Origin of the sequence: Dyella sp. S184 (assembly GCF_009766065.1) — a bacterium.
Taxonomy (GTDB): Bacteria; Pseudomonadota; Gammaproteobacteria; order Xanthomonadales; family Rhodanobacteraceae; genus Rhodanobacter.
In genome coordinates this window covers 39,847-58,825 of record NZ_LMUE01000017.1, presented here as the reverse complement: position 1 = coordinate 58,825, position 18,979 = coordinate 39,847, and the positions used below count along the sequence as shown (strand labels likewise).

The window sequence follows — 18,979 nt, the reverse complement described above, 5'->3', positions numbered from 1 at the left end:
CCTCCCGCAAGCGGTACATCACCCGCGCACACTGACGATCCGGCGCGCCCGTGCACGCTCCTGCCGGCTCACCCGCCAGCTCTTCCAGCGCGCCGCCAGGCACGAGAAGATCACGTACAGCGCTGGCGTGCTGAGCAGGGTGAGACTTTGCGAGATCAGCAGGCCGCCGATCAGCGCGATGCCGAGCGGACGACGCAGCTCGGAACCCTCACCCAGCCCGATCGCGATCGGCAACGCGGCGAGGATCGCCACCATCGTCGTCATCATGATCGGCCGGAAGCGCACGATGCATGCTTCGCGCGCGGCTTCCAGCGGGCTCTTGCCGTGCTCACGTTCGGCGACGAGGGCGAAGTCGATCATCATGATCGCGTTTTTCTTGACGATGCCGATCAACAGCACCATCGCGATCTGCGCGATCACCGACAACTCGGTATTGGTAAGCCACAACGCCAGCAGTGCGCCGACACCAGCCGCCGGCAGCGTGGACAGGATCGTCACCGGGTGGATCAGGCTCTCGTAGAGCATGCCAAGCACGATATAGACGGTGAGAATCGCACCCAGCACCAGCCACAGCATGCCGCTCTGTGATTGCTGGAAACGACGAAAATCGCCACCCACATTGAGCTTGATGTCGCCCGGCATGCGCATGTTGTTGGCGGTGGCCTGGATCACCTGCAACGCCTCGCCCTGGCTCACGCCGGGTGCCACGTTGAAACTGAGGTCCATCGTGGTCTGCTGGTTTTCATGGCTGACCTGGGTCGGTGCCAGCCCGGCCTTCTGGTGTGCGAACGCGGTCAGCGGAATCATCTTGCCGCTGGTCGACTGCACGTAGGTGCTGTCGAGCGAGGCCGGCGAGGCGGTCTGGTTCGGCAGCGCGTTGATCACCACCTTGTACTGGTTGAGGTCGGAGTAGATCGTCGATACCTGACGCTGGCCGAACGCGTCGTACAACGCACCATCGATGGTGCCCATCGACAACCCCAGTCGCGAAGCCTTGTCGCGATCGACCACGATGTCCTGCTCGAGGCCGGCATCGTCCACGTCGCTGCCGACATCCATCAGCTTGGGATTCTTTTTCAGTTCGGTGACCAGTTTCGGCAGCCACTCCTGCAGCTCGGTCAGATCATCGCCCTGCAGGGAGATCTGATACTGCGCACCCTGGCTGGTGCCACCGCCACTGAAACTGGGCAGGTCCTGGATCGGGCGCAGTCGTACGTTCAGGTCAGGATACTTGGCGGCCTTCGCACTCAACCGCGCCAAGGCCGCGAACGTGTCGTCCTTGCGGCCTTCGGCATGGGTCTTCAGCTGGATGTCGAAGAAGCCACTGGCGCCCTGTCGGCTACTGCCCAGGCGCGAACCCACCGTGGCCACATCATGGTCCCTCAGCAGCATGTCGATCAGGCGCTGCTGGCGAGTCACCGAATCCTGGAACGATACCGTGGCGCCCGACGTCGCACGACCACGGATAAGGCCGGTATCCTGCGGCGGAAACAGGCTGGTCTTGACCTGGGTGAACAGGAAGATCGTGATACCGATCAGGATCAACGGCGTCAGCGACAGCAGCAAGGCATGACGCAGCGAGAAATTCAGCGCCCGCACGTAGACCGCGAGCATGCGTTCGTGAAAACGGTCGATCGCCAGACCCCAGCGTGACGATTCTGCTGCTTCGCGATGTCCGCGCATGAAGTGGCCGCACATCGACGGCGTCAGCGTCAGCGAGACCACCGCCGAGATCACGATCGCTGCCACCAGCGTCATCGTGAACTCCTTGAAGAACATGCCGGTGATGCCGCCCATGAACAGCAGCGGGATGAACACCGCGATCAGTGAGCCGGTGATCGACACGATGGTGAAGCCGATCTCGCGCGCACCGGTCAGCGCTGCCTGCATCCGCGTCATGCCTTGGTCGATATGCCGCACGATGTTCTCGATCACAACGATCGCATCGTCGACGACGAACCCGATCGCGATGACCAGCGCCAGCAGGGTGAGGTTGTTGAGGGTGTAGCCGAGGATGTACATCAGCATCGCCGCACCGGCCAGCGACAACGGTACCGCTGCCGCCGCGATCAGCGTGGGCGCGAGCCGGCGCAGGAACAGCGCCATCGTCAGCACCACCATCGCCAGGCTGATCAGCAGCGTGGCCTGGACCTCGTGCAACGACGCGCGAATGGTCGGCGTGCCGTCGAAATACGGGGTCAGCTTGGTGCCGGGCTGCAGGAAGCCGCGCAGTTCGGGAATGGCCGCCTTGACCCGGTCCACCGTGCCGATGATGTTGGCATTGGACTGCTTGTAGACGTACATCAGGATCGCCGGCTTGCCCTGGAACCAGGCCGCCTGATACGCATCCTGCTGGCCGTCGTAGACGTTGGCCACGTCGGACAGGCGCACCACCACGCCGCTCTGGTTCGAGATGACCAGTCCGGCAAAATCGGCAGCATTGTGCAGGGCATCGTTGGCGGTCACCGACATCGTGGTGGTGCCGTCGGAAAGGAAACCCTGTGGCGAGGTCACGTTGGCCGCGGTCAGCGCGTTGCGCAAATTGTCCGGCGACAAACCCATCGCGTTGAGCGAACGCAGGTTCACATCGACGCGTACCGCCGGCGTCGACGCGCCGGCAATATCCACCGAAGCGACGCCCTCGAGCTGGCGCAGCCGCTGCGCCAGCAGCGAATCGGCGACGTCATACAGATCACGCGCGGATTGGGTTTCCGAAGTCAGCGCAAAGGCGATGATCGGGTCGTCGTTCGGATTGGCCTTCTCGTAGCTGGGCGGGCTGTTGAGTCCTGATGGCAGGTCCGCCTGCGCCGCATTGATCGCTGCTTGCACATCGCGCGCCGCGGAATCCAGGTTGCGGCTGGTGTCAAACATCAGCAGCACCTGCGTGCTGCCCAGCGAGCTGGACGAACGCATGGTATCGATGCCCGGCACCTGGCCCAGGTGGCGCTCGAGCGGCGCGGCGACGGTGGAGGCCATGTTGTCCGCACTGGCACCAGCCTGGCTGGCCTGCACGAAGATCACCGGGAACTGCATGTCCGGCAGCGCGGACACGCCGAGCAGCGCGTAGCAGATCACGCCGACCACGAAGACGCCGATCGCCAACAACGAGGTACCGATCGGACGGCGGATGAACGGGCCGGAAATATTCATGGAACTGGCTTGACCAAAGTACGGATCACGGTATTCCCGATGGCGCGCGAAGAGCCCATCACGCTGCTAACGCAGATACCGCGAAAAGGTTGAGCCGGGACGAGAATGATCGGGCACCTGCATTTCCATGTGCCGGGTGCCCTGCGGGCAAGATCACGCCACGCCCTGCTTCGCGTGCCTGAGGGCGCGCTGTTCGCGGCGTTCGGCGAGCCAGTCGGAGAATCGTTCCATGTACAGGTAGATCACCGGCGTGGTGTACAGCGTCACCAGCTGCGACAGCAACAGGCCGCCGACGATCGACACGCCCAGCGGACGACGCAGTTCCGAACCGATGCCGTTGCCGAGTGCCAGCGGCAACGCACCGAGCATCGCCGCGGCGGTGGTCATCATGATCGGACGGAAACGCAGCAGGCAGGCGCGGCGGATCGCATCATGCGCGTTCATGCCGGTACGTTTCGCCTCGATCGCGAAGTCGATCATCATGATCGCGTTCTTCTTGACGATGCCGATCAAAAGCACGATGCCGACGATACCATCCACCGACAGGCTCATGCCGCACATGATCAGCGCCAGCAGCGCGCCGACACCCGCCGGCGGCAACGTGGAGATGATCGTCAGCGGATGGATGTAGCTCTCGTAAAGCACACCCAGCACGATGTAGATCACGATGATCGCGGCGAGCAGCAGCAGTACCTCGTCGCCGAGGCTGGAGGAGAATTCCGCCGCCTTGCCGATGAACTGACCACGCACCTGCGCCGGGAAGTTCATCTGCTTCTCGATATCGTGGATCGCATCCACCGCCTCCGACAGCGAATAGCCCGGCGCCAGGTTGAACGAAACCGTCACCGCGGGCAGCTGCTGCTGGTGACTGATCACCAGCGGCGCGGTCGTGATCTCGGACGTCGCCAGCGAGGCGATCGGGATGATGCTGCCGGTGCCGATGATGACGCCGGTATTGGCGACGTTGATACCGGTACTGGTGGACGAATTGCTCGAGGCAGCCTGACCGAAGCTGGTTGCATTGCTGCCGGTCAGCGCACCGCTGCCGTTGCTCTTCACCGCCAGCTGGTTCAGCAGCGACGTGCTGTTGCGGAATTGCGGCGCCACTTCGAGCACCACGCGGTACTGGTTGAGCTGGGTGAAGATGGTCGAGATCTGGCGCTGGCCGAACGAGTCGTACAGCGTGTCGTCAATCGTCTGCACCGGCACACCCAACCGGCTGGCCTTGTCGCGATCGATGGTCAGCTTGAGTGCGGTGCCCTGGTCGGCGAGGTTGTTGCCGACATCGGACAGTTCCGGTCGCTGGCGCATCGCCTGGGTCATCTGGTTGGCATAACCGGACAACTCGGCCGCGTTCACATCGGACATCGAGTACTGGTATTCGGTGGCGGACACCTGGCTGTCCAGCGTCACGTCCTGCACCGGCTTGAGATACAGCGCGATGCCTGGAATGCCCGCCGCGGCGGCCTGCAGATTCTCCACCATCGTGTCCAGGCTGGCGCGGTCACCACGATCCTTCAACACGATGCTGAGCTGACCCTGGTTCAGGGTCGGATTGACCGAGCCGGCACCGATGAAGGCCGCCACGCCGGCCACGCCAGCCTGCTTGCGCAGTGCATCGGCCACCGCCTGGGTGCGCTGCTCCATCTGCGGGAACGCCACGTTCTGGTCAGCCTGCACCACGCCGGTGATCAGGCCGGTGTCCTGCTCAGGCAGGAGGCCTTTGGGGATCACGATATACAGGAACACGGTAAGCACTACCGCGGCGGCGGCTACCAGCATGGTCAACGGACGGTGATCGAGCACCCAGTCCAGCGAGCCTTCGTAGACGTTGACCGTGCGCGTCCACAGATTCTTCTTGCCGGCCGCGGCATGACGCTCATGCGCATCGTCGCCTTCGGGCAGCTGGTCGGCCTTGAGCAGATACGCGCACATCATCGGCGTCAGGGTCAGCGATACCAGCATCGAGATGGTCACCGCGATGGTCAGCACCCACGCGAATTCGTGGAACAGGCGGCCGGTGACGCCGGGCATCAGCAGCAGCGGCAGGAATACCGCCACCAGCGACACGGTCAGCGACAGCACGGTGAAGCCGATCTCCCGCGCGCCGATCTCGGCGGCTTCCTTGCCGTCCTTGCCCTGCTCGATGTAGCGCACGATGTTCTCGATCATCACGATCGCATCGTCGACCACGAAGCCGGTGGCCACGGTCAACGCCATCAGCGAGAGGTTGTCCAGCGACATGCCGGTGAACGCCATCACGCCGAACGTGCCCAGCAGCGACAGCGGCACCGCGACGGACGGGATGATCGTGGCCCACAGGCGGCGCAGGAACACAAAGATCACCGCCACCACCAGGAAGATGGTCAGCAGCAGGGTGAACTCGACGTCATGCACCGAGGCGCGGATCGTCACCGTACGGTCGGCAAACACATCCAGATGCACGTTGGCCGGCAATACCGCGCGCAGCTGCGGCAGGATCTGGCGGATCGATTCCACCGTCTGCACGATGTTCGCGCCGGGCTGGCGGCGGATATCCAGCAGCACCGCCGGCTTGCCGTTCGCCCATGCGGCGAGCTGGTCGTTCTCCGCGCCATCCACCACGCTGGCCACGTCGGACAGACGCACCGCCGAGTTGTTCTGATAGCTGATGATGGTGTTCTTGTATTCCTCGGCAGTGGCCAGCTGATCATTGGTGCCGATGCTGTAGCTCTGCGTTGCGCCGTTGAGCGTGCCCTTGGGCGCGTTCACGTTGGCCTCGGTGAGCGCGTTGCGCACGTCCTCCATGGTCAGGCCGAGGTTGGCCAGCTGCGCCGGATTCACCTGCACGCGCACGGCCGGGCGCACATTGCCGGCGATCGAGACCAGGCCCACGCCCTGCACTTGCGACAGTTTCTGCGCCAGGATCGAATCGGCGTAATTGTTGACGTCACGCAGCGGCAGGCTGGTGGAAGTCAGTTCCAGCGTGAGGATCGGCGCATCGGCCGGATTCACCCGGTTGTACACCGGCGGATACGGCAGCGTGCTGGGCAGTGTGCCGCGTGCCTGGTTGAGCGCCGACTGCACGTCCTGCGCCGCGATGTCGATGTCGCGATCCATGTTGAACTGCAGCACGATCGTCGACAGACCGGCCGACGAATCGGAGGTCATCATCGACAGACCGGAAATCTGACCGAGATTGCGCTCCAGCGGCGTGGTGACGAGCGAGGCCATGGTGGCGGCGCTGGCACCCGGATACTGCGTGCTCACGACCAGGCTGGGCGCCTCGATCTCCGGCAACGCCGACACCGGCAGCTGGCGGTAGCCGAGGATGCCGAGCAACAGGATCGCCACCATCAGCAACGAGGTGGCGATCGGCCGGCGAATGAAGAGTGTCGAAAATCCCATGGGGCGTCGCAACCGTCAGTAGGCGTGGTCGTGGGCGACCAGCAATGGATGTACTGAATAAAATCCGGGCGAATCAAGCCGGCGCAAATACAGGTTTCGCGAAAACCAGTCGTTGCAGGTGATCGGCGGGTACGCCGTGATCACCTGCAACGCGTGGCTGGACTTGTCAGCCACCGCCACGGCGGCCGCCCTTCTGGCCGTTCTGCTTGGATTTCTGCAACTCGGCCGCGGAAGGCGCCGCCGGCACTTCGCCGGGCTTGAGCGCCTGCACCTTGCTGCCGGGCTTGAGTCGGAACTGACCTTCGGTGACCACCTGCTCACCCACGGCCAGACCCTTGCTGATCATCACCTTGCTGGCGCCCACCTCGTTGGCCACCGTGACCGGCTGCATCTTCACCGTCTGGTCGTCCTGCAGTTGGTAGACGTAGTCGCCATCCGGACCGCGCTGCACCGCCTGCGCCGGGATCACCAGGCCACCGGCCGTGGTGCTGACCTTCAGCTGCACGTTGACGAACTGTCCCGGCCACAGGACGTTGTCGGCATTCGGGAATTGCGCGCGCAGCTTGAACGTGCCGGTGGTGGTGTCGATCTGGTTGTCGATCACCTGCAGCACGCCGCCGCCGGCGAGTGGATGCGAGTCGGTGCGATCCAGCGCCGCCACCTCGAGCTGGGCGCCGCCCTTGAACGCATTGCGCACGGTTTCCAGGTTCTGCTCGGGCAGGTAGAAGATCACGTAGATCGGATGCACCTGGGTCAGCGTGACGATGGCGGTGGTGGTGGTCACCACATTGCCCGGATCCACGCTGCGGATACCGGTGACACAATCGCAAGGCGCGATGATGCGGGTGAAATCCAGCTGCACCTTGGCCGAATGCATCGCAGCCTCGTCGGCAGCGACCGTGGCGACCAGCTGCCCCACGTTGTTGCGGTAGGTATCCATGTCCAGCGCCGCCACGTAGCCGCTGGCCACCAGCGCCTGGTTGCGCTTGAGTGTGCTTTGCGCGGTCGCGAGCAGGGCCTGGTCCTGCTTCTGCTTGGCGACCGCCTGGTCATAGTTCGCCTGGAAAGTGCGGGGATCGATCTGCGCCAGCAGATCGCCCTTCTTCACCGACTGGCCCTCGGTGAAGTTGATGCTCATCATCTGTCCGGCGACCTGCGAGCTGATCGTCACCGTGTTGAGCGCCTGCACGGTACCCAGTCCGGTCAGGTAGATCGGCACGCTCTCGCTCACCACCGGCTCGACCGTGACCGGCACCGGTGCATTGTCCTTGTCCTGGCCCGCCTGCCCGCTCTTGCTCGAATCAGCGCTTGCATCTGCGCTCGCACCATGCCGATGCCTGCCACTGGTTGCCGCCGGCGTGTGCAGCAACCGGAAGCCGATCGCGACCACCACGATCACGGCGATGACGATCAATGCGATCTTCCAAAAACGCGACATGTAAAACTCCTGGACTGAACTGGAACCGCGCGGCTACCCGGCACACCACCACGCAGCATGCATATCTAATGTGTCCGGAGCTTGTCGGCTTCACCCGCCTGGACAAAGTCCGAACGACTCCTCTCGGGGTGAGAGCATAGGGGCAGTTGAACGAACTTTGACAATGCCGGTTGACAGGGGTCGGGCATGACCGATGGCAGGGTGAACGGCCCACGCCACGTACTCTCAGGCTGCCGGCCGATTGTACGGAACCCGGCCGGCATCGTCAGGTACTCTCACGAAGGCCTGAAACTTGCCGCGCGCTTCGTTTATAATCCGCGACTGGTTGCCAGTCCGCACCGGATCACGGGTCTGGCGGTGACAGGGCATCCACACCATCCATCCGCAGTGCGGGACCCACGCCGGAACGGGTTCGCCAGACCGGTGATTCAGTACAAGCAACTCAGGCATGCCGGGATGGCCATCGTGGCCTCGCCGCCTGCCCACTGACAGGAGTACGTGCGTGAGTGGTCCTATGAACAAAACCGATCAGGCAACCATCCGCCAACTTACGCTCATGATCGGCGGCTTGGCTGTGCTGACGCTGGTGCTGATCCTGTCGGCGTTGGCGATTTACGAACATGCGCCGCATGAAACCAATCCGGATCAGCCCGCACAGATCACTGAGCGGATCGCGCCAGCTGGCGCGGTGTATGCCGGCAATACCGGTCGCGCCGCGATGCAGGCCGCGGCCGATGCCGCCGCCAAGGCAGCCGCCTCGCAGGTCGCCTACGGCGGCACCACTGACGGCAAGACCATCTACGAAAACCTGTGCACCAGCTGCCATACCGCTGGTATCGCCGGTGCACCGAAGCTGGGTGACAAGAGCATGTGGGGGCCGCGCATCGCCGAAGGCCTGGACACCCTGATCAAGCATGCCACCGAGGGTTACCACGGCCCGGACGGCAACTTCATGCCGCCGAAGGGCGGCAACCCGGCCCTCACCGACGCGCAGGTCAAGGCCGCCGTCACCTGGATCGTCGGCCAGGCCAAGTAAGCCAGCTTCAATACAGCAAAACCAAACGCCGCCCTCGGGCGGCGTTTTCGTTTATCCCTTTTCCCCTCCGGCGACCGAAGGAAGTCCCCTTTTCGGGAGGAGTAAGGTTGGATGAGAGGTGGGTGCTCGCGGGGATTCGCCTCACTAACCTCCATGCACCTCAACCCACTCCCGCGCAAACCCTTGCAACTGCGGAAAGAACACCTCGAAATGCTGCCGCAGCACCGACTCCCGCGCCACCAGCACCGGTAGTGCCGAATCCAGCGGATTGTCCCGGCTCAAGCGTTGCCCGATCCCTGCCAACGCCTGCCCCAACACCGCGCGATCGGCATAGCCTGCTGGCAACCCATGCGCTTCCATATAACCGCGAAACCGCCGCAGTGCCGGTGGTAGCAAGCCATCGTGACGATGCAGCAGCGCACGCAACGCATCGGAGTAATCGTCCAGCGGCTGCGCGCACCAGCGCGCAAAGTCCTGCGCCAGGCAATGGTCGAACCACATGTCGAGCAGGATCCCGGCATAGCGCCGGTACGGCGGTGACAGCTGCGCCTTGGCCGCCAGCACCTCGGGGTGGGCATCGGTATACACGTCGATGGCGCGATGCAGGCGGATGCCGGCGATCACCCGCGGCGGAAACAACTCGGGATCGGGCTGGCCGTGCACGAAGTCGCCCAGCATGCCGCCCAGCTGCAACCACTCGTCGTCGCCGGCCAGCAGCGCATGCGCCAGGTGGTTCATCGACGGCGCCCGCGGCGGCAAATCGCGGCGACGGTTATCATCCTGTACATGAATCCCACCGAGCTCTCCGCCGAACCTGCCAGCTTTCCTGATATCGCCGCCAGTTTCATACTCGACGGCCCCGCCGGCAAGCTCGAAACCATCAGCGATATCGCCGAGGCTGCCTGCGCGCGCCGCGGCGTGGCGGTGATCTGTCATCCGCTCACGCCGGAAGGCGGCACCATGCACAACAAGGTGGTGACCATGGTCGAGCGCGCGCTGCGCGAATCCGGTCTCGACACGGTGCGTTTCAATTTCCGTGAAGCCGGCAACTCGCAGGGCACCTACGACAAAGGCCACGGCGAAGGTGACGATCTGGCTGCCGTGGTCGCCTGGGTGCGCCGCACCCGTCCGGACGACGCGCTGTGGCTGGCCGGTTTCTCGTTTGGCAGCTACGTGAGCATCGCCAACGCGGTGCGGCTGCATGCCGATACGCTGATCAGCATCGCGCCGCCGGTCGGGCGCTGGGCGTTCGAGCAACTCGCCCTGCCCACCTGTCCGTGGCTGGTCGTGCAGGGTGAAGCCGACGAGGTGGTCGAACCGCAAGCCGTGTTCGACTGGGTCGATGCGCTGGAGCACCCGCCGGAACTGGTGCGCATGCCCGACACCAGCCACTTCTTCCACCGCCGGCTGATGGATCTGCGTGGTGCGATCAAGCACGCCGTGCGCGACTGGCTGCCGCCGACACGTCTGGCCTGACGACCGTCATCACTCCATCCAAGACCTGTCCGATCCATGAGTGAAACCCCACCGCTAGCGCCGAGTGCGCGTTACCAGGAAGGCGTCGCCGCGCATCGCTGGGAGTCCGATCCCACCCAGCTCGCGCTGCTGCCCGAGTTCGACCGCATGCATGCGGCGCTATGCGTGCAGCCCGACACCAGCAGCGGTTTGTTCGGGCGGCTGAAATCGCTGCTCGGCAACGATCAGCCCGAAGCCGTGCCCGGCCTGTACCTGTGGGGTACCGTCGGTCGCGGCAAGACCTTTCTGATGGATCTGTTCGTCTCCAGTCTGCCGCATGGCATCGCGCTGCGCCGGCACTACCACCGCTTCATGGGCGAGGTGCACGAAAGCTTGCGCGCGCTGGGCGAGCGGCAAAGTCCGCTGGTCGACGTTGCGGCCGAACTCGCTGCACGCTGCCGCGTGCTGTGCCTGGACGAATTCCTGGTCAACGACATCGGTGATGCGATGATCCTGGCCAACCTTCTCGACGCACTGTTCGCGCGCGGCGTAATCCTGGTCACCACCTCCAACACCGCACCGGCCAATCTCTACAAGGACGGCCTGCAGCGCGCCCGTTTCCTGCCCGCGATCGCACTCATCGAACAGTACTGCCACGTGGTCGAGATGGCCTCGTCGCACGACTGGCGCCTACGCGCACTGGCGCAAGCGCCGGTGTATCTGACGCCACCGGGTGCCGAAGCCGAGCGAGCGCTGGGGCGCATCTTCAACAATCAGGCGAGCGGCTCCATCCAGCAGGACGGCGCGCTGCAGATCAACGGTCGTGACATCCCCTATCGCAAGCGCGCCGACAATATCCTGTGGTTCGATTTCGACGCGCTGTGCGAAGGCCCGCGCGCGGTCGCCGATTACATCGCACTGGCCAAGGCCGGTCCGACGATCATCATCTCCAACGTGCCACAGTTCACCATCTACAGCGAGGACGCCGCCAAGCGCTTCGTGCAGCTGGTCGACGAGTTCTATGACCGCCACGTCAAGCTGGTGCTGTCCGCCGCCGCACCGATCACCGAGCTGTACGACGGCGAGCGCCTGCGCGCCGAATTCGGCCGTACCGAGTCACGCCTGATCGAGATGCAAAGCAAGGACTATCTGGCGCTGGAGCATCGTGCGGACTAGCCTTGATGCCCTGCCTCCGCGGGATCCTGCCATGTATGCGGCCCCGCACACCGATGGAAGGTCGACACGCCATGTCAGCTAGCGACTGGATGTTCGGGCTTGCAGATGCCCTGGAAAAACTTCCGGACGGCCCGGATGAATTCCGTTTCCACTACGGTTTGAGGCAAGGTTCGATGAAAGTCGGACTCTATGCGCCGCGGGGCACGGACCCACAGTCGCCGCACCAGCAGGACGAGCTCTACATCGTCATCAGTGGCAACGGTGAGTTTTCAAAAAACGGGGAACGCATTCCGTTCAAAGCTGGCGATGTCCTGTTTGTGGAGGCCGGTGCCGAGCATCGGTTTGAAAGTTTCTCTGCCGACTTCGCCACGTGGGTCGTGTTCTGGGGGCCGCATGGTGGAGAACACTAGGCGTCAGAACATCCTGGCGATCTTCCGCGTCGTTGGCGGCAATTTCCTCGAGATGTACGACTTCATGGTCTATGGCTACTACGCCTCGGCCATCGCACGCACGTATTTCCCCAGCCACAATGCGTATGCGTCGCTGCTGCTGACCCTGCTGACCTTCGCCGCCGGCTTCGTGATGCGGCCGATCGGCGCGATCGTGCTGGGTGCGTACATCGACCATCACGGCCGCCGCAAGGGATTGATCCTCACCCTCGCGATGATGGCCGTCGGCACCTTGATGGTCGCGGCGGTACCGGGTTACGCCACCATCGGTGCGCTGGCGCCGCTGCTGGTACTGGCCGGACGCCTGCTGCAGGGATTCTCCGCCGGCGTCGAGCTGGGCGGCGTGTCGGTCTACCTGTCCGAGATTGCCACGCCCGGGCATCGCGGCTTTTACTGTTCCTGGCAATCGGCTAGCCAGCAGGTCGCAGTGATGTTCGCCGCCCTGCTCGGCCTGTTGCTGCAACGCTGGCTGTCGCCGCAGGCGATGAACGACTGGGGCTGGCGCGTGCCGTTCCTGATCGGCTGCCTGATCGTGCCGTTCGTGTTCCTGATCCGCCGCTCGTTGCAGGAAACCGAAGCCTTCCTCGCCCGCAAGCATCGCCTCAGCGCCAGCGAAATCTACCGCTCGATGCTCACCCACTGGCGCATCGTGCTGCTCGGCATGGCAATGGTGCTGATGACCACGGTGTCGTTCTATCTGATTACCGCCTACACGCCGACCTTCGGCAAGGAAGTGCTGAAGCTGTCGGAGTCGGACGTGTTCGTGGTGACGCTGTGCATCGGCATCTCCAACCTGATCTGGCTGCCGCTGATGGGCGCGCTGTCCGACCGCATCGGTCGCTGGCCCTTGCTGCTCGCCTGCACCGTACTCGCCCTGCTCACCGCGTACCCGGTACTGCACTGGCTGGTGGCCAAGCCCGGCTTCGATCGGCTGCTCGGCGTGGAGCTGTGGCTGTCCTTCATCTACGCCAGCTACAACGGCGCACTGGTGGTGGCGCTCACCGAAATCATGCCGGTCGAGGTGCGCACCGCCGGCTTCTCGCTCGCCTACAGCCTCGCCACCACGCTCGGCGGTTCCAGCCTGGCGATCTCGCAATGGCTGATCCATCTCACCGGCAACAATGCCGCGCCCGGGCTGTGGCTGTCGTTCGCGGCGCTGTGTGGATTGACCGCCACCGTGCTGATATATCGCAATCCGGAACGACGGAAGCTTTATCGAACGTAGGTTGCTGTGATTCGTTTGAGCTAAGGTCTGCTTTCGACTCATAGGTAACATTACAGATAGCGCAGAAATGCGCCGTGGCGGAGGGAGATTCATGAGGCAACGACTAAGGACAATTGTGGCCCTCGCGATGCTCGCATTGATATTCCTGACATCGTGTTCGAGGGCACCTGATTTGCCTCCTACGCCATCGACGATGTCCGCAAGAGAGTTGCAGGCGGGCTGCCTAGCACTTCAAAAATTTTCGGGCGAGCTGAAAGGGCAGGCGACCGAGAACGATTTTCAAAAATTTGCTTCCTCGACTGACAACTATGACGTCGTGTTTCGCGAGAGCGAGAAATCTTTCTCTTTCACTTTCAGAATCAAGCCCTATCAGGGGCGGCGCGTATTCGATGGCGTATCGACCTATACGGTCGATAAGGCCGGCCTCACAGTCGTAAAGACACGGTCTCTATAGGAGCGCTTCTGGCCGAAAGCAGTCATAACTGCTCCTTAGATAATGCTGCCATTGGCCATTGGAAGAGGAGCATCGGCGCTTTGCATGCTGCCGTTGTGACTTGAACTTGGCGGCGCACCATCCGCCAGCATCACGACTTAGAAAGCTTTCAACACCACGGTCCCGTGCTGATGCCAACCGATCTGCGCTAGCCTGACGCCATGGCCCGTATTTTTATCCCGCTGCCGCATCGTGATTTCGATCCATCCGAAGTCGCGGTGAGCTGGTACACGCTGCACGCCGACGGGCATGAAGTGATCTTCGCAACGCCCGACGGACAACCCGCCAGCGCCGACGAGCTGATGCTTAGCGGCGTCGGCCTCGATCCGTGGGGCTGGCTGCCGGGGCTGAATCAACTACGTGTAGTCGGTCTGTTGCTGCGCGCGAATGCCGATGCGCGCAAGGCCTATGCGGCGATGCTGCAGGATGCCACGTTCCGCGCACCGTTGCGCTGGGATGCGCTGGACGCGGCGGCGTTTGATGGCTTGCTGTTGCCGGGCGGACATCGCGCGCGCGGCATGCGCGAGTATCTGGAAAGTCCGCTGCTGCAGAAGCTGGTCGCTGCGTTCTTTGCGGCTGACAAACCCGTCGCCGCGATCTGTCATGGTGTGCTGCTGGCCGCGCGCAGTCGGTCGGCGGATGGCACGTCCGTGCTGCATGGGCGCCGCACCACCGCACTGACCTGGGCACTGGAAAAGAAAGCCTGGGCGACGGCACGGATCAGCCGCTTCTGGGATCCGCTCTATTACCGCACCTATGCCGAATCACCGGGCCAGCCGGTCGGCTACATGTCGGTGCAGCAAGAGGTGACGCGTGCGCTGGCCGAGCCGGCCGATTTTCTCGACGTACCGCGCGACGCACCGGATTACCGCCGCAAGACGAACGGGCTGGCCCGCGACAGCGAGCGCGATGCCTCGCCGGCCTTCGTGGTGCGCGACGGCAACTATCTTTCCGCGCGCTGGCCCGGTGACGTGCATCGCTTCGCGCGGGAATTTTCGGCGATGTTCGCCAAGCCGTAACTACCGCCTATTACAGGGCGGTCGCGCCCGGATGCGTTTGCTGGAAACGGCGGTGATGGATCAGCAGGCCGCTGAAGTAGACGATGTAGTAGCCGACCAAGAGGCCGACCACCAGCATGGTCAACGGGCTATAGGTGTAGCTCGACGGATACCCCGCTGCCTGCGCGGCCGCGGACACCTGCTGCATTTCCATGAACTTCCATATCAGCCGCCCCAGCAGCAGCACGGTAAGCAGGGCGCCGATCCACGGGTTTGGCACATAGCAGTCGCCCTTCACCGGATCGACTTCGAAGCGGGTGAGCCTGAGCCCGACCATGCCGATCAACGCGCCGATCAGCACTCCCACGAGCAGTCCCTCGAGCAGCTGGATGCTGTGCAAGCCGGCAAGGCTCAGCAGGCAGCCCACCACCGCAAAGATCGCGATGCGCGCGATCATCCGCTTGCGCTGGATCGGCTGGCGGCCGAACTGGCGGCTCACGCGCCGCCACACGATCCACGCCAGCAGCGGCAGCATGATCAGGTAATTGGTCAGATGGGCAGGCATGGGCATCGCCGTAGGATGGACTGCGCCCAGCTTAATCGAGCAACCCGCGGCTGGCGACTGACGTTTGTCACCCGTCGTCCAGGCATCCTGCAGCGTGTCAGCCGGTACCCAGCTGCTCGGCCAACGAGCGCGTCCGTTCGGTCACGACGTCGCCGGTATGACGGGTCGACTTGCGCTCGATCAGCATCAGCAGGCATTCCTGCTCGGCCACCGGATTGTGCCGCATGCCCTTGGGCACCACGAACATCTCGCCTTCATCCAGCTCGACGGGCGCGGCATGTTCGAGCTCGATGCGCAGATGCCCCTTGAGGATGAGAAACAGCTCGTCCTCGTCGTCGTGGCTGTGCCAGCACAGCGAACCGCGGACCTTGGCAACCTTGATGTAGCTGTCATCGACTTCACCAACGACCCGTGGCGACCAGTAGTCGGTGAGTGCGGCGGCAATCGCTTTCGGCGAACTCGCGTTGGGCATCGTATCGACCTATTTTGCCTTGCCCTGGTTCGCCACCGCGGCCATCTTCGCCGCGATCGCATCGGCATCACCAAGGTAGTAGTGGCGCAACGGCTTGAGATGCTCGTCGAACTCGTACACCAGCGGCACGCCATTGGGAATGTTCAGTTCGACGATGACTTCGTCGGACATGCCGTCGAGGTATTTCACCAGCGCGCGCAGCGAGTTGCCGTGCGCGGCGACCAGCACGCGCTGACCGGTGCGGATCGCCGGCGCCAGCACCTCGTACCAGTACGGCAGCACGCGGGCCACGGTGTCCTTCAAGCATTCGGTGTCAGGGATGTCGTGCGGATCGAGGCCGGCGTAACGCGGGTCGTGTACCGCCTCGTTAGCGCTACGCTCCAGCGGCGGCGGCGGGATGTCGTAGCTGCGGCGCCAGATCTTGACCTGATCCTCGCCGTACTTCGCCGCGGTCTCGGCCTTGTTGAGGCCGGTCAGCGCACCGTAGTGGCGTTCGTTGAGGCGCCATTCGGTGACGACCGGCAGCCACATCAGGTCCATCGCGTCCTGCACGCCCCACAGCGTGCGCACGGCACGCTTGAGCACCGAGGTATGCGCCACGTCGAACGTGTAACCCTCCGCCTGCAGCAATCGACCCGCCTCCTGCGCCTCGGCCATGCCCTGTGCGGTGAGATCGACGTCAGCCCAGCCGCTGAAGCGGTTGTCGAGGTTCCACTGCGATTGGCCGTGGCGGATCAGTACGAGCTTGTGCATGGGTGCGCCCATCAGGATGCGGTAAACCGGGAATGGTGAAGGCGGGGGCCGGCATCGTCAAATGCCGACCCTGCCACAGGTCATGCTAAACCGATGGCGGCGCCGAGGCATCCTAGTTACACCACTCATTTACGGAGACTTGCCATGCGTCGTCTTTCGACGGTACTCATCACCGCTGCGCTTGCGCTGGGCCTGCCATTGCTGGCGACCGCGCAGGACAGCGATATCGACAAGGTCAACGGCTCGGTACGGGTCGAGGCTGGCCAGCATGCCGGGGCGGTCAGCACCGTCAACGGGGCCGTGCACATCGCCGACGGCGCCGTCGTGCGCAAGGCCAGCACCGTCAACGGGTCGATCGATTTGGGCGACAAGGCGCAGGCCGGCGAAATCAGCACCGTCAACGGGGGGATTTCCCTGGGCGACGGCAGCCGCATCAGCGGTGAAGTGAACGCCACCAATGGCGGGATTCATCTGGCGCGGGGTGCCGAGGTCGGCGGCAAGCTGGACAACGTCAACGGCTCGATCACGCTGGATGGCGCGCATGTCGCCGGTGGCATCAGCACGGTGAGCGGCGACATCACGGTCGGCGCCAACTCGCACGTGGAAGGCGGCATCCTGGTCGACAAGCCGGGCGGCTGGTTCAACTGGAACAGCCGCAATCCGCTGGTGGTGATCGGCCCGCATGCCGTGGTGCAGGGCACGCTGGAATTTCGCCGTGAGGTGGTGCTGAAGGTCAGCGACAGCGCGCAGATCGGCCCGGTGAAGGGCGCCACGGTGGTGAAGTTCAGCGGCGAGATGCCGACCAACTGAGTTTGGTGACAGCGGTCCCGCTGCCATGGCGGGGCCGTGCTTTTACAGCCAGTCGCGTGGTTTCAGATAATCGGCCAGTCGTGCCTCGGCCGTGCCGGATTCGGGTGTATAGGCGTATTCGAAGCGCACGCGCGGCGGCAGGCTCATCAGGATCGATTCGGTGCGGCCGCCCGACTGCAGGCCGAACAGCGTGCCGCGGTCGTAGACCAGGTTGAATTCCACGTAGCGGCCGCGCCGGTACAGCTGGAATTCGCGCTCGCGCTCGCCATAGGGAGAGCCGCGCCGACGTTCGACAATCGGCAGGTAGGCATCGAGGAAACCGTCGCCCACCGCGCGGGTAAATGCGAAGCAGCGCTCGAAGCCACCCTCGTTCAGATCGTCATAGAACAACCCACCAACGCCGCGCGCTTCGTCGCGGTGCTTCAGGTAGAAGTATTCATCGCACCATTGCTTGTAGCGCGGATAGACATCCGCTCCATACGGCGCGCACAGGTCGCGCGCGACGGTGTGCCAGTGCACCACGTCCTCGTCCACCGGATAGAACGGGGTGAGGTCGAAGCCACCGCCGAACCACCACACCGGTTCCACCCCTTCCTTGCTGGCTTCGAAGTAACGAACATTGGCGTGCGTGGTCGGGATGTGTGGATTGCGCGGATGCAGCACCAGCGACACGCCGGTGGCGATGAAGCTGCCGCCGCCCAGTTCTGGCCGATGCGCGGTAGCACTGGGTGGCAGCTGGTTGCCACTGACCCGCGAAAAGTTGACCCCGGCCTGCTCGAACACCGCGCCGTCGCGCAGCACACGGGTACGGCCACCGCCGCCGGCTGCACGCTGCCACGCATCCTCTTCGAAGCGCGCGCCGCCATCGACCTGTTCTATCGCAGTGCAGATGCGATCCTGCAGGCCGCGCAGAAAAGTTTCGGCAAGGTTGGCTTGCTCGCTCATCACATTCCCGGATTCGCTGATAGTGGTGAGCTTAGCAAGGCGACGCGCATGGCGGCTGCGGCGAGACGTCGCGCGCTCAAACGATGACGGCCCCGATGCGGGGCCGTCAGGGTCGGCATGCCGGCCGGCCTCAACCGACGGGGGCAGCAACCGGAGTCGAACCCGCACCCGCGGAAATCAGCTGCAGATTGCGGCCTATGTCGTCGCTCAGGTAGCGCATCCAGCCCATGTAGTTGGTGTGGATCATGCGCTGGCCGTTCTTCTTCACTTCGTATTTGAGGTTGGTGCTACCGACATAGCTGATCTTGATCTGCCGGGTGTCGAAAGCGACATGGATCCTCGCGGTGTAGTCGTTCCCGGTCAGGGTCGAATCAATGCCATCGGCCTGTTCGGCCGTCACGGTCCAGCCGCGACCGATCAGCCCACCCTTGACTGCCTTGCCCACCTGCACCGCAGTGAGGCCGGCGGGCACGTCGATCGGCGGCGGGTCAGCCAGCGGCACCTGACGGAATGCCATGGTGAGCAACAGCAAAGGCAGCAGCAACAGCAATGACATCCTTGAACGTGACATCGTCTTCCCCCTGAATGGCCGGCAAATTGCACGGCTCGCGCAGTCTGCCGAGGCAT

17 protein-coding genes are annotated in these 18,979 nt (G+C 63.8%); 7 read left to right on the top strand and 10 right to left on the bottom strand.

From position 1 onward, the window contains the following. Positions 1 to 18: 18 nt before the first annotated feature. The 4 genes from GSQ75_RS18120 to GSQ75_RS18110 form a co-directional block, all read right to left on the bottom strand. Entirely contained in the window at positions 19 to 3,150 is a 3,132-nt protein-coding gene (locus tag GSQ75_RS18120) for an efflux RND transporter permease subunit (protein WP_158756287.1), read from the bottom strand. A 153-nt stretch (positions 3,151 to 3,303) separates the two neighbouring features. Beyond that, positions 3,304 to 6,537 carry an efflux RND transporter permease subunit gene (locus GSQ75_RS18115; RefSeq protein ID WP_158756286.1) on the bottom strand — a complete coding sequence of 1,078 codons (3,234 nt, stop codon included), beginning with the start codon at positions 6,535 to 6,537 and terminating at the stop codon, positions 3,304 to 3,306. Positions 6,538 to 6,552: 15 nt separating this feature from the next. Further along, entirely contained in the window at positions 6,553 to 6,717 is a 165-nt protein-coding gene (locus GSQ75_RS19085; protein ID WP_216840708.1) for a hypothetical protein, read from the bottom strand. Further along, positions 6,704 to 7,975 carry an efflux RND transporter periplasmic adaptor subunit gene (locus tag GSQ75_RS18110; RefSeq protein ID WP_158756285.1) on the bottom strand — a complete coding sequence of 424 codons (1,272 nt, stop codon included), beginning with the start codon at positions 7,973 to 7,975 and terminating at the stop codon, positions 6,704 to 6,706. Before GSQ75_RS18110 ends, GSQ75_RS19085 begins: the two co-directional genes overlap by 14 nt. A 514-nt stretch (positions 7,976 to 8,489) precedes the next feature. Between GSQ75_RS18110 and GSQ75_RS18105 the strand changes: the two genes are divergently transcribed. Then, on the top strand, positions 8,490 to 9,011 hold the full coding sequence (locus tag GSQ75_RS18105; protein ID WP_158756284.1) for a c-type cytochrome: 522 nt from the start codon (positions 8,490 to 8,492) through the stop codon (positions 9,009 to 9,011). Positions 9,012 to 9,155: 144 nt separating this feature from the next. Here the strand turns inward: GSQ75_RS18105 and GSQ75_RS18100 are convergent, their stop codons facing one another. Continuing rightward, the gene (locus tag GSQ75_RS18100) at positions 9,156 to 9,749 is read right to left on the bottom strand and encodes an ACP phosphodiesterase (protein ID WP_158756283.1); all 594 of its coding nucleotides are present in this window, start codon (positions 9,747 to 9,749) and stop codon (positions 9,156 to 9,158) included. Between the two features lie 48 nt (positions 9,750 to 9,797). Here GSQ75_RS18100 and GSQ75_RS18095 point away from each other — a divergent pair, with 48 nt between their 5' ends. The 5 genes from GSQ75_RS18095 (at position 9,798) to GSQ75_RS18075 (ending at position 14,828) form a co-directional block, all read left to right on the top strand. Further along, positions 9,798 to 10,487: an alpha/beta family hydrolase gene (locus GSQ75_RS18095; protein WP_158756282.1), complete on the top strand. Its 690-nt coding sequence runs from the start codon at positions 9,798 to 9,800 to the stop codon at positions 10,485 to 10,487. 36 nt (positions 10,488 to 10,523) lie between these two features. Next, positions 10,524 to 11,642, top strand: a complete 1,119-nt coding sequence (gene zapE, locus GSQ75_RS18090; protein WP_158756281.1) for a cell division protein ZapE — start codon at positions 10,524 to 10,526, stop codon at positions 11,640 to 11,642. Between the two features lie 71 nt (positions 11,643 to 11,713). Next, positions 11,714 to 12,052, top strand: coding sequence for a dimethylsulfonioproprionate lyase family protein (locus tag GSQ75_RS18085; protein ID WP_158756280.1), 339 nt, complete (start codon positions 11,714 to 11,716; stop codon positions 12,050 to 12,052). Beyond that, on the top strand, positions 12,036 to 13,316 hold the full coding sequence (locus GSQ75_RS18080; RefSeq protein ID WP_158756279.1) for an MFS transporter: 1,281 nt from the start codon (positions 12,036 to 12,038) through the stop codon (positions 13,314 to 13,316). The genes GSQ75_RS18085 and GSQ75_RS18080 overlap by 17 nt, the downstream gene beginning before the upstream one ends. 654 nt (positions 13,317 to 13,970) lie before the next feature. Then, positions 13,971 to 14,828 carry a type 1 glutamine amidotransferase domain-containing protein gene (locus tag GSQ75_RS18075; RefSeq protein ID WP_158756278.1) on the top strand — a complete coding sequence of 286 codons (858 nt, stop codon included), beginning with the start codon at positions 13,971 to 13,973 and terminating at the stop codon, positions 14,826 to 14,828. A 10-nt stretch (positions 14,829 to 14,838) separates the two neighbouring features. Here the strand turns inward: GSQ75_RS18075 and GSQ75_RS18070 are convergent, their stop codons facing one another. From GSQ75_RS18070 to gpmA, 3 genes are all read right to left on the bottom strand, one after another. Beyond that, positions 14,839 to 15,372, bottom strand: coding sequence for a DUF1453 domain-containing protein (locus GSQ75_RS18070; RefSeq protein ID WP_158756277.1), 534 nt, complete (start codon positions 15,370 to 15,372; stop codon positions 14,839 to 14,841). Positions 15,373 to 15,469: 97 nt separating this feature from the next. Then, positions 15,470 to 15,844, bottom strand: a complete 375-nt coding sequence (locus GSQ75_RS18065) for a cupin domain-containing protein (RefSeq protein WP_158756276.1) — start codon at positions 15,842 to 15,844, stop codon at positions 15,470 to 15,472. 9 nt (positions 15,845 to 15,853) lie between these two features. Continuing rightward, on the bottom strand, positions 15,854 to 16,597 hold the full coding sequence (gene gpmA, locus GSQ75_RS18060; protein WP_158756275.1) for a 2,3-diphosphoglycerate-dependent phosphoglycerate mutase: 744 nt from the start codon (positions 16,595 to 16,597) through the stop codon (positions 15,854 to 15,856). A 144-nt stretch (positions 16,598 to 16,741) separates the two neighbouring features. On the opposite strand from gpmA, the gene GSQ75_RS18055 reads away from it, so the two are divergent. Next, on the top strand, positions 16,742 to 17,407 hold the full coding sequence (locus GSQ75_RS18055) for a hypothetical protein (RefSeq protein WP_158756274.1): 666 nt from the start codon (positions 16,742 to 16,744) through the stop codon (positions 17,405 to 17,407). Positions 17,408 to 17,449: 42 nt separating this feature from the next. Here GSQ75_RS18055 and hemF read toward each other — a convergent pair whose 3' ends face one another. Together hemF and GSQ75_RS18045 are read right to left on the bottom strand one after the other, a co-directional pair. Then, entirely contained in the window at positions 17,450 to 18,352 is a 903-nt protein-coding gene (gene hemF / locus GSQ75_RS18050; protein WP_158756273.1) for an oxygen-dependent coproporphyrinogen oxidase, read from the bottom strand. Between the two features lie 130 nt (positions 18,353 to 18,482). Further along, positions 18,483 to 18,923, bottom strand: a complete 441-nt coding sequence (locus GSQ75_RS18045) for a hypothetical protein (protein ID WP_158756272.1) — start codon at positions 18,921 to 18,923, stop codon at positions 18,483 to 18,485. Positions 18,924 to 18,979 lie beyond the last annotated feature (56 nt).

Coding starts and splice junctions, on each gene's coding strand:
- GSQ75_RS18095 (WP_158756282.1), top strand. CDS start 9,798: ATGAATCCCACCGAGCTCTCCGCCGAACCTGCCAGCTTTCCTGATATC.
- GSQ75_RS18120 (WP_158756287.1), bottom strand. CDS start 3,150: ATGAATATTTCCGGCCCGTTCATCCGCCGTCCGATCGGTACCTCGTTG.
- GSQ75_RS18065 (WP_158756276.1), bottom strand. CDS start 15,844: ATGCCCAACGCGAGTTCGCCGAAAGCGATTGCCGCCGCACTCACCGAC.
- GSQ75_RS18110 (WP_158756285.1), bottom strand. CDS start 7,975: ATGTCGCGTTTTTGGAAGATCGCATTGATCGTCATCGCCGTGATCGTG.
- gpmA (WP_158756275.1), bottom strand. CDS start 16,597: ATGCACAAGCTCGTACTGATCCGCCACGGCCAATCGCAGTGGAACCTC.
- hemF (WP_158756273.1), bottom strand. CDS start 18,352: ATGAGCGAGCAAGCCAACCTTGCCGAAACTTTTCTGCGCGGCCTGCAG.
- GSQ75_RS18115 (WP_158756286.1), bottom strand. CDS start 6,537: ATGGGATTTTCGACACTCTTCATTCGCCGGCCGATCGCCACCTCGTTG.
- GSQ75_RS18080 (WP_158756279.1), top strand. CDS start 12,036: ATGGTGGAGAACACTAGGCGTCAGAACATCCTGGCGATCTTCCGCGTC.
- GSQ75_RS18075 (WP_158756278.1), top strand. CDS start 13,971: ATGGCCCGTATTTTTATCCCGCTGCCGCATCGTGATTTCGATCCATCC.
- GSQ75_RS18070 (WP_158756277.1), bottom strand. CDS start 15,372: ATGCCTGCCCATCTGACCAATTACCTGATCATGCTGCCGCTGCTGGCG.
- GSQ75_RS18055 (WP_158756274.1), top strand. CDS start 16,742: ATGCGTCGTCTTTCGACGGTACTCATCACCGCTGCGCTTGCGCTGGGC.
- GSQ75_RS18100 (WP_158756283.1), bottom strand. CDS start 9,749: ATGAACCACCTGGCGCATGCGCTGCTGGCCGGCGACGACGAGTGGTTG.
- GSQ75_RS18085 (WP_158756280.1), top strand. CDS start 11,714: ATGTCAGCTAGCGACTGGATGTTCGGGCTTGCAGATGCCCTGGAAAAA.
- GSQ75_RS18105 (WP_158756284.1), top strand. CDS start 8,490: ATGAACAAAACCGATCAGGCAACCATCCGCCAACTTACGCTCATGATC.
- GSQ75_RS18045 (WP_158756272.1), bottom strand. CDS start 18,923: ATGTCACGTTCAAGGATGTCATTGCTGTTGCTGCTGCCTTTGCTGTTG.
- zapE (WP_158756281.1), top strand. CDS start 10,524: ATGAGTGAAACCCCACCGCTAGCGCCGAGTGCGCGTTACCAGGAAGGC.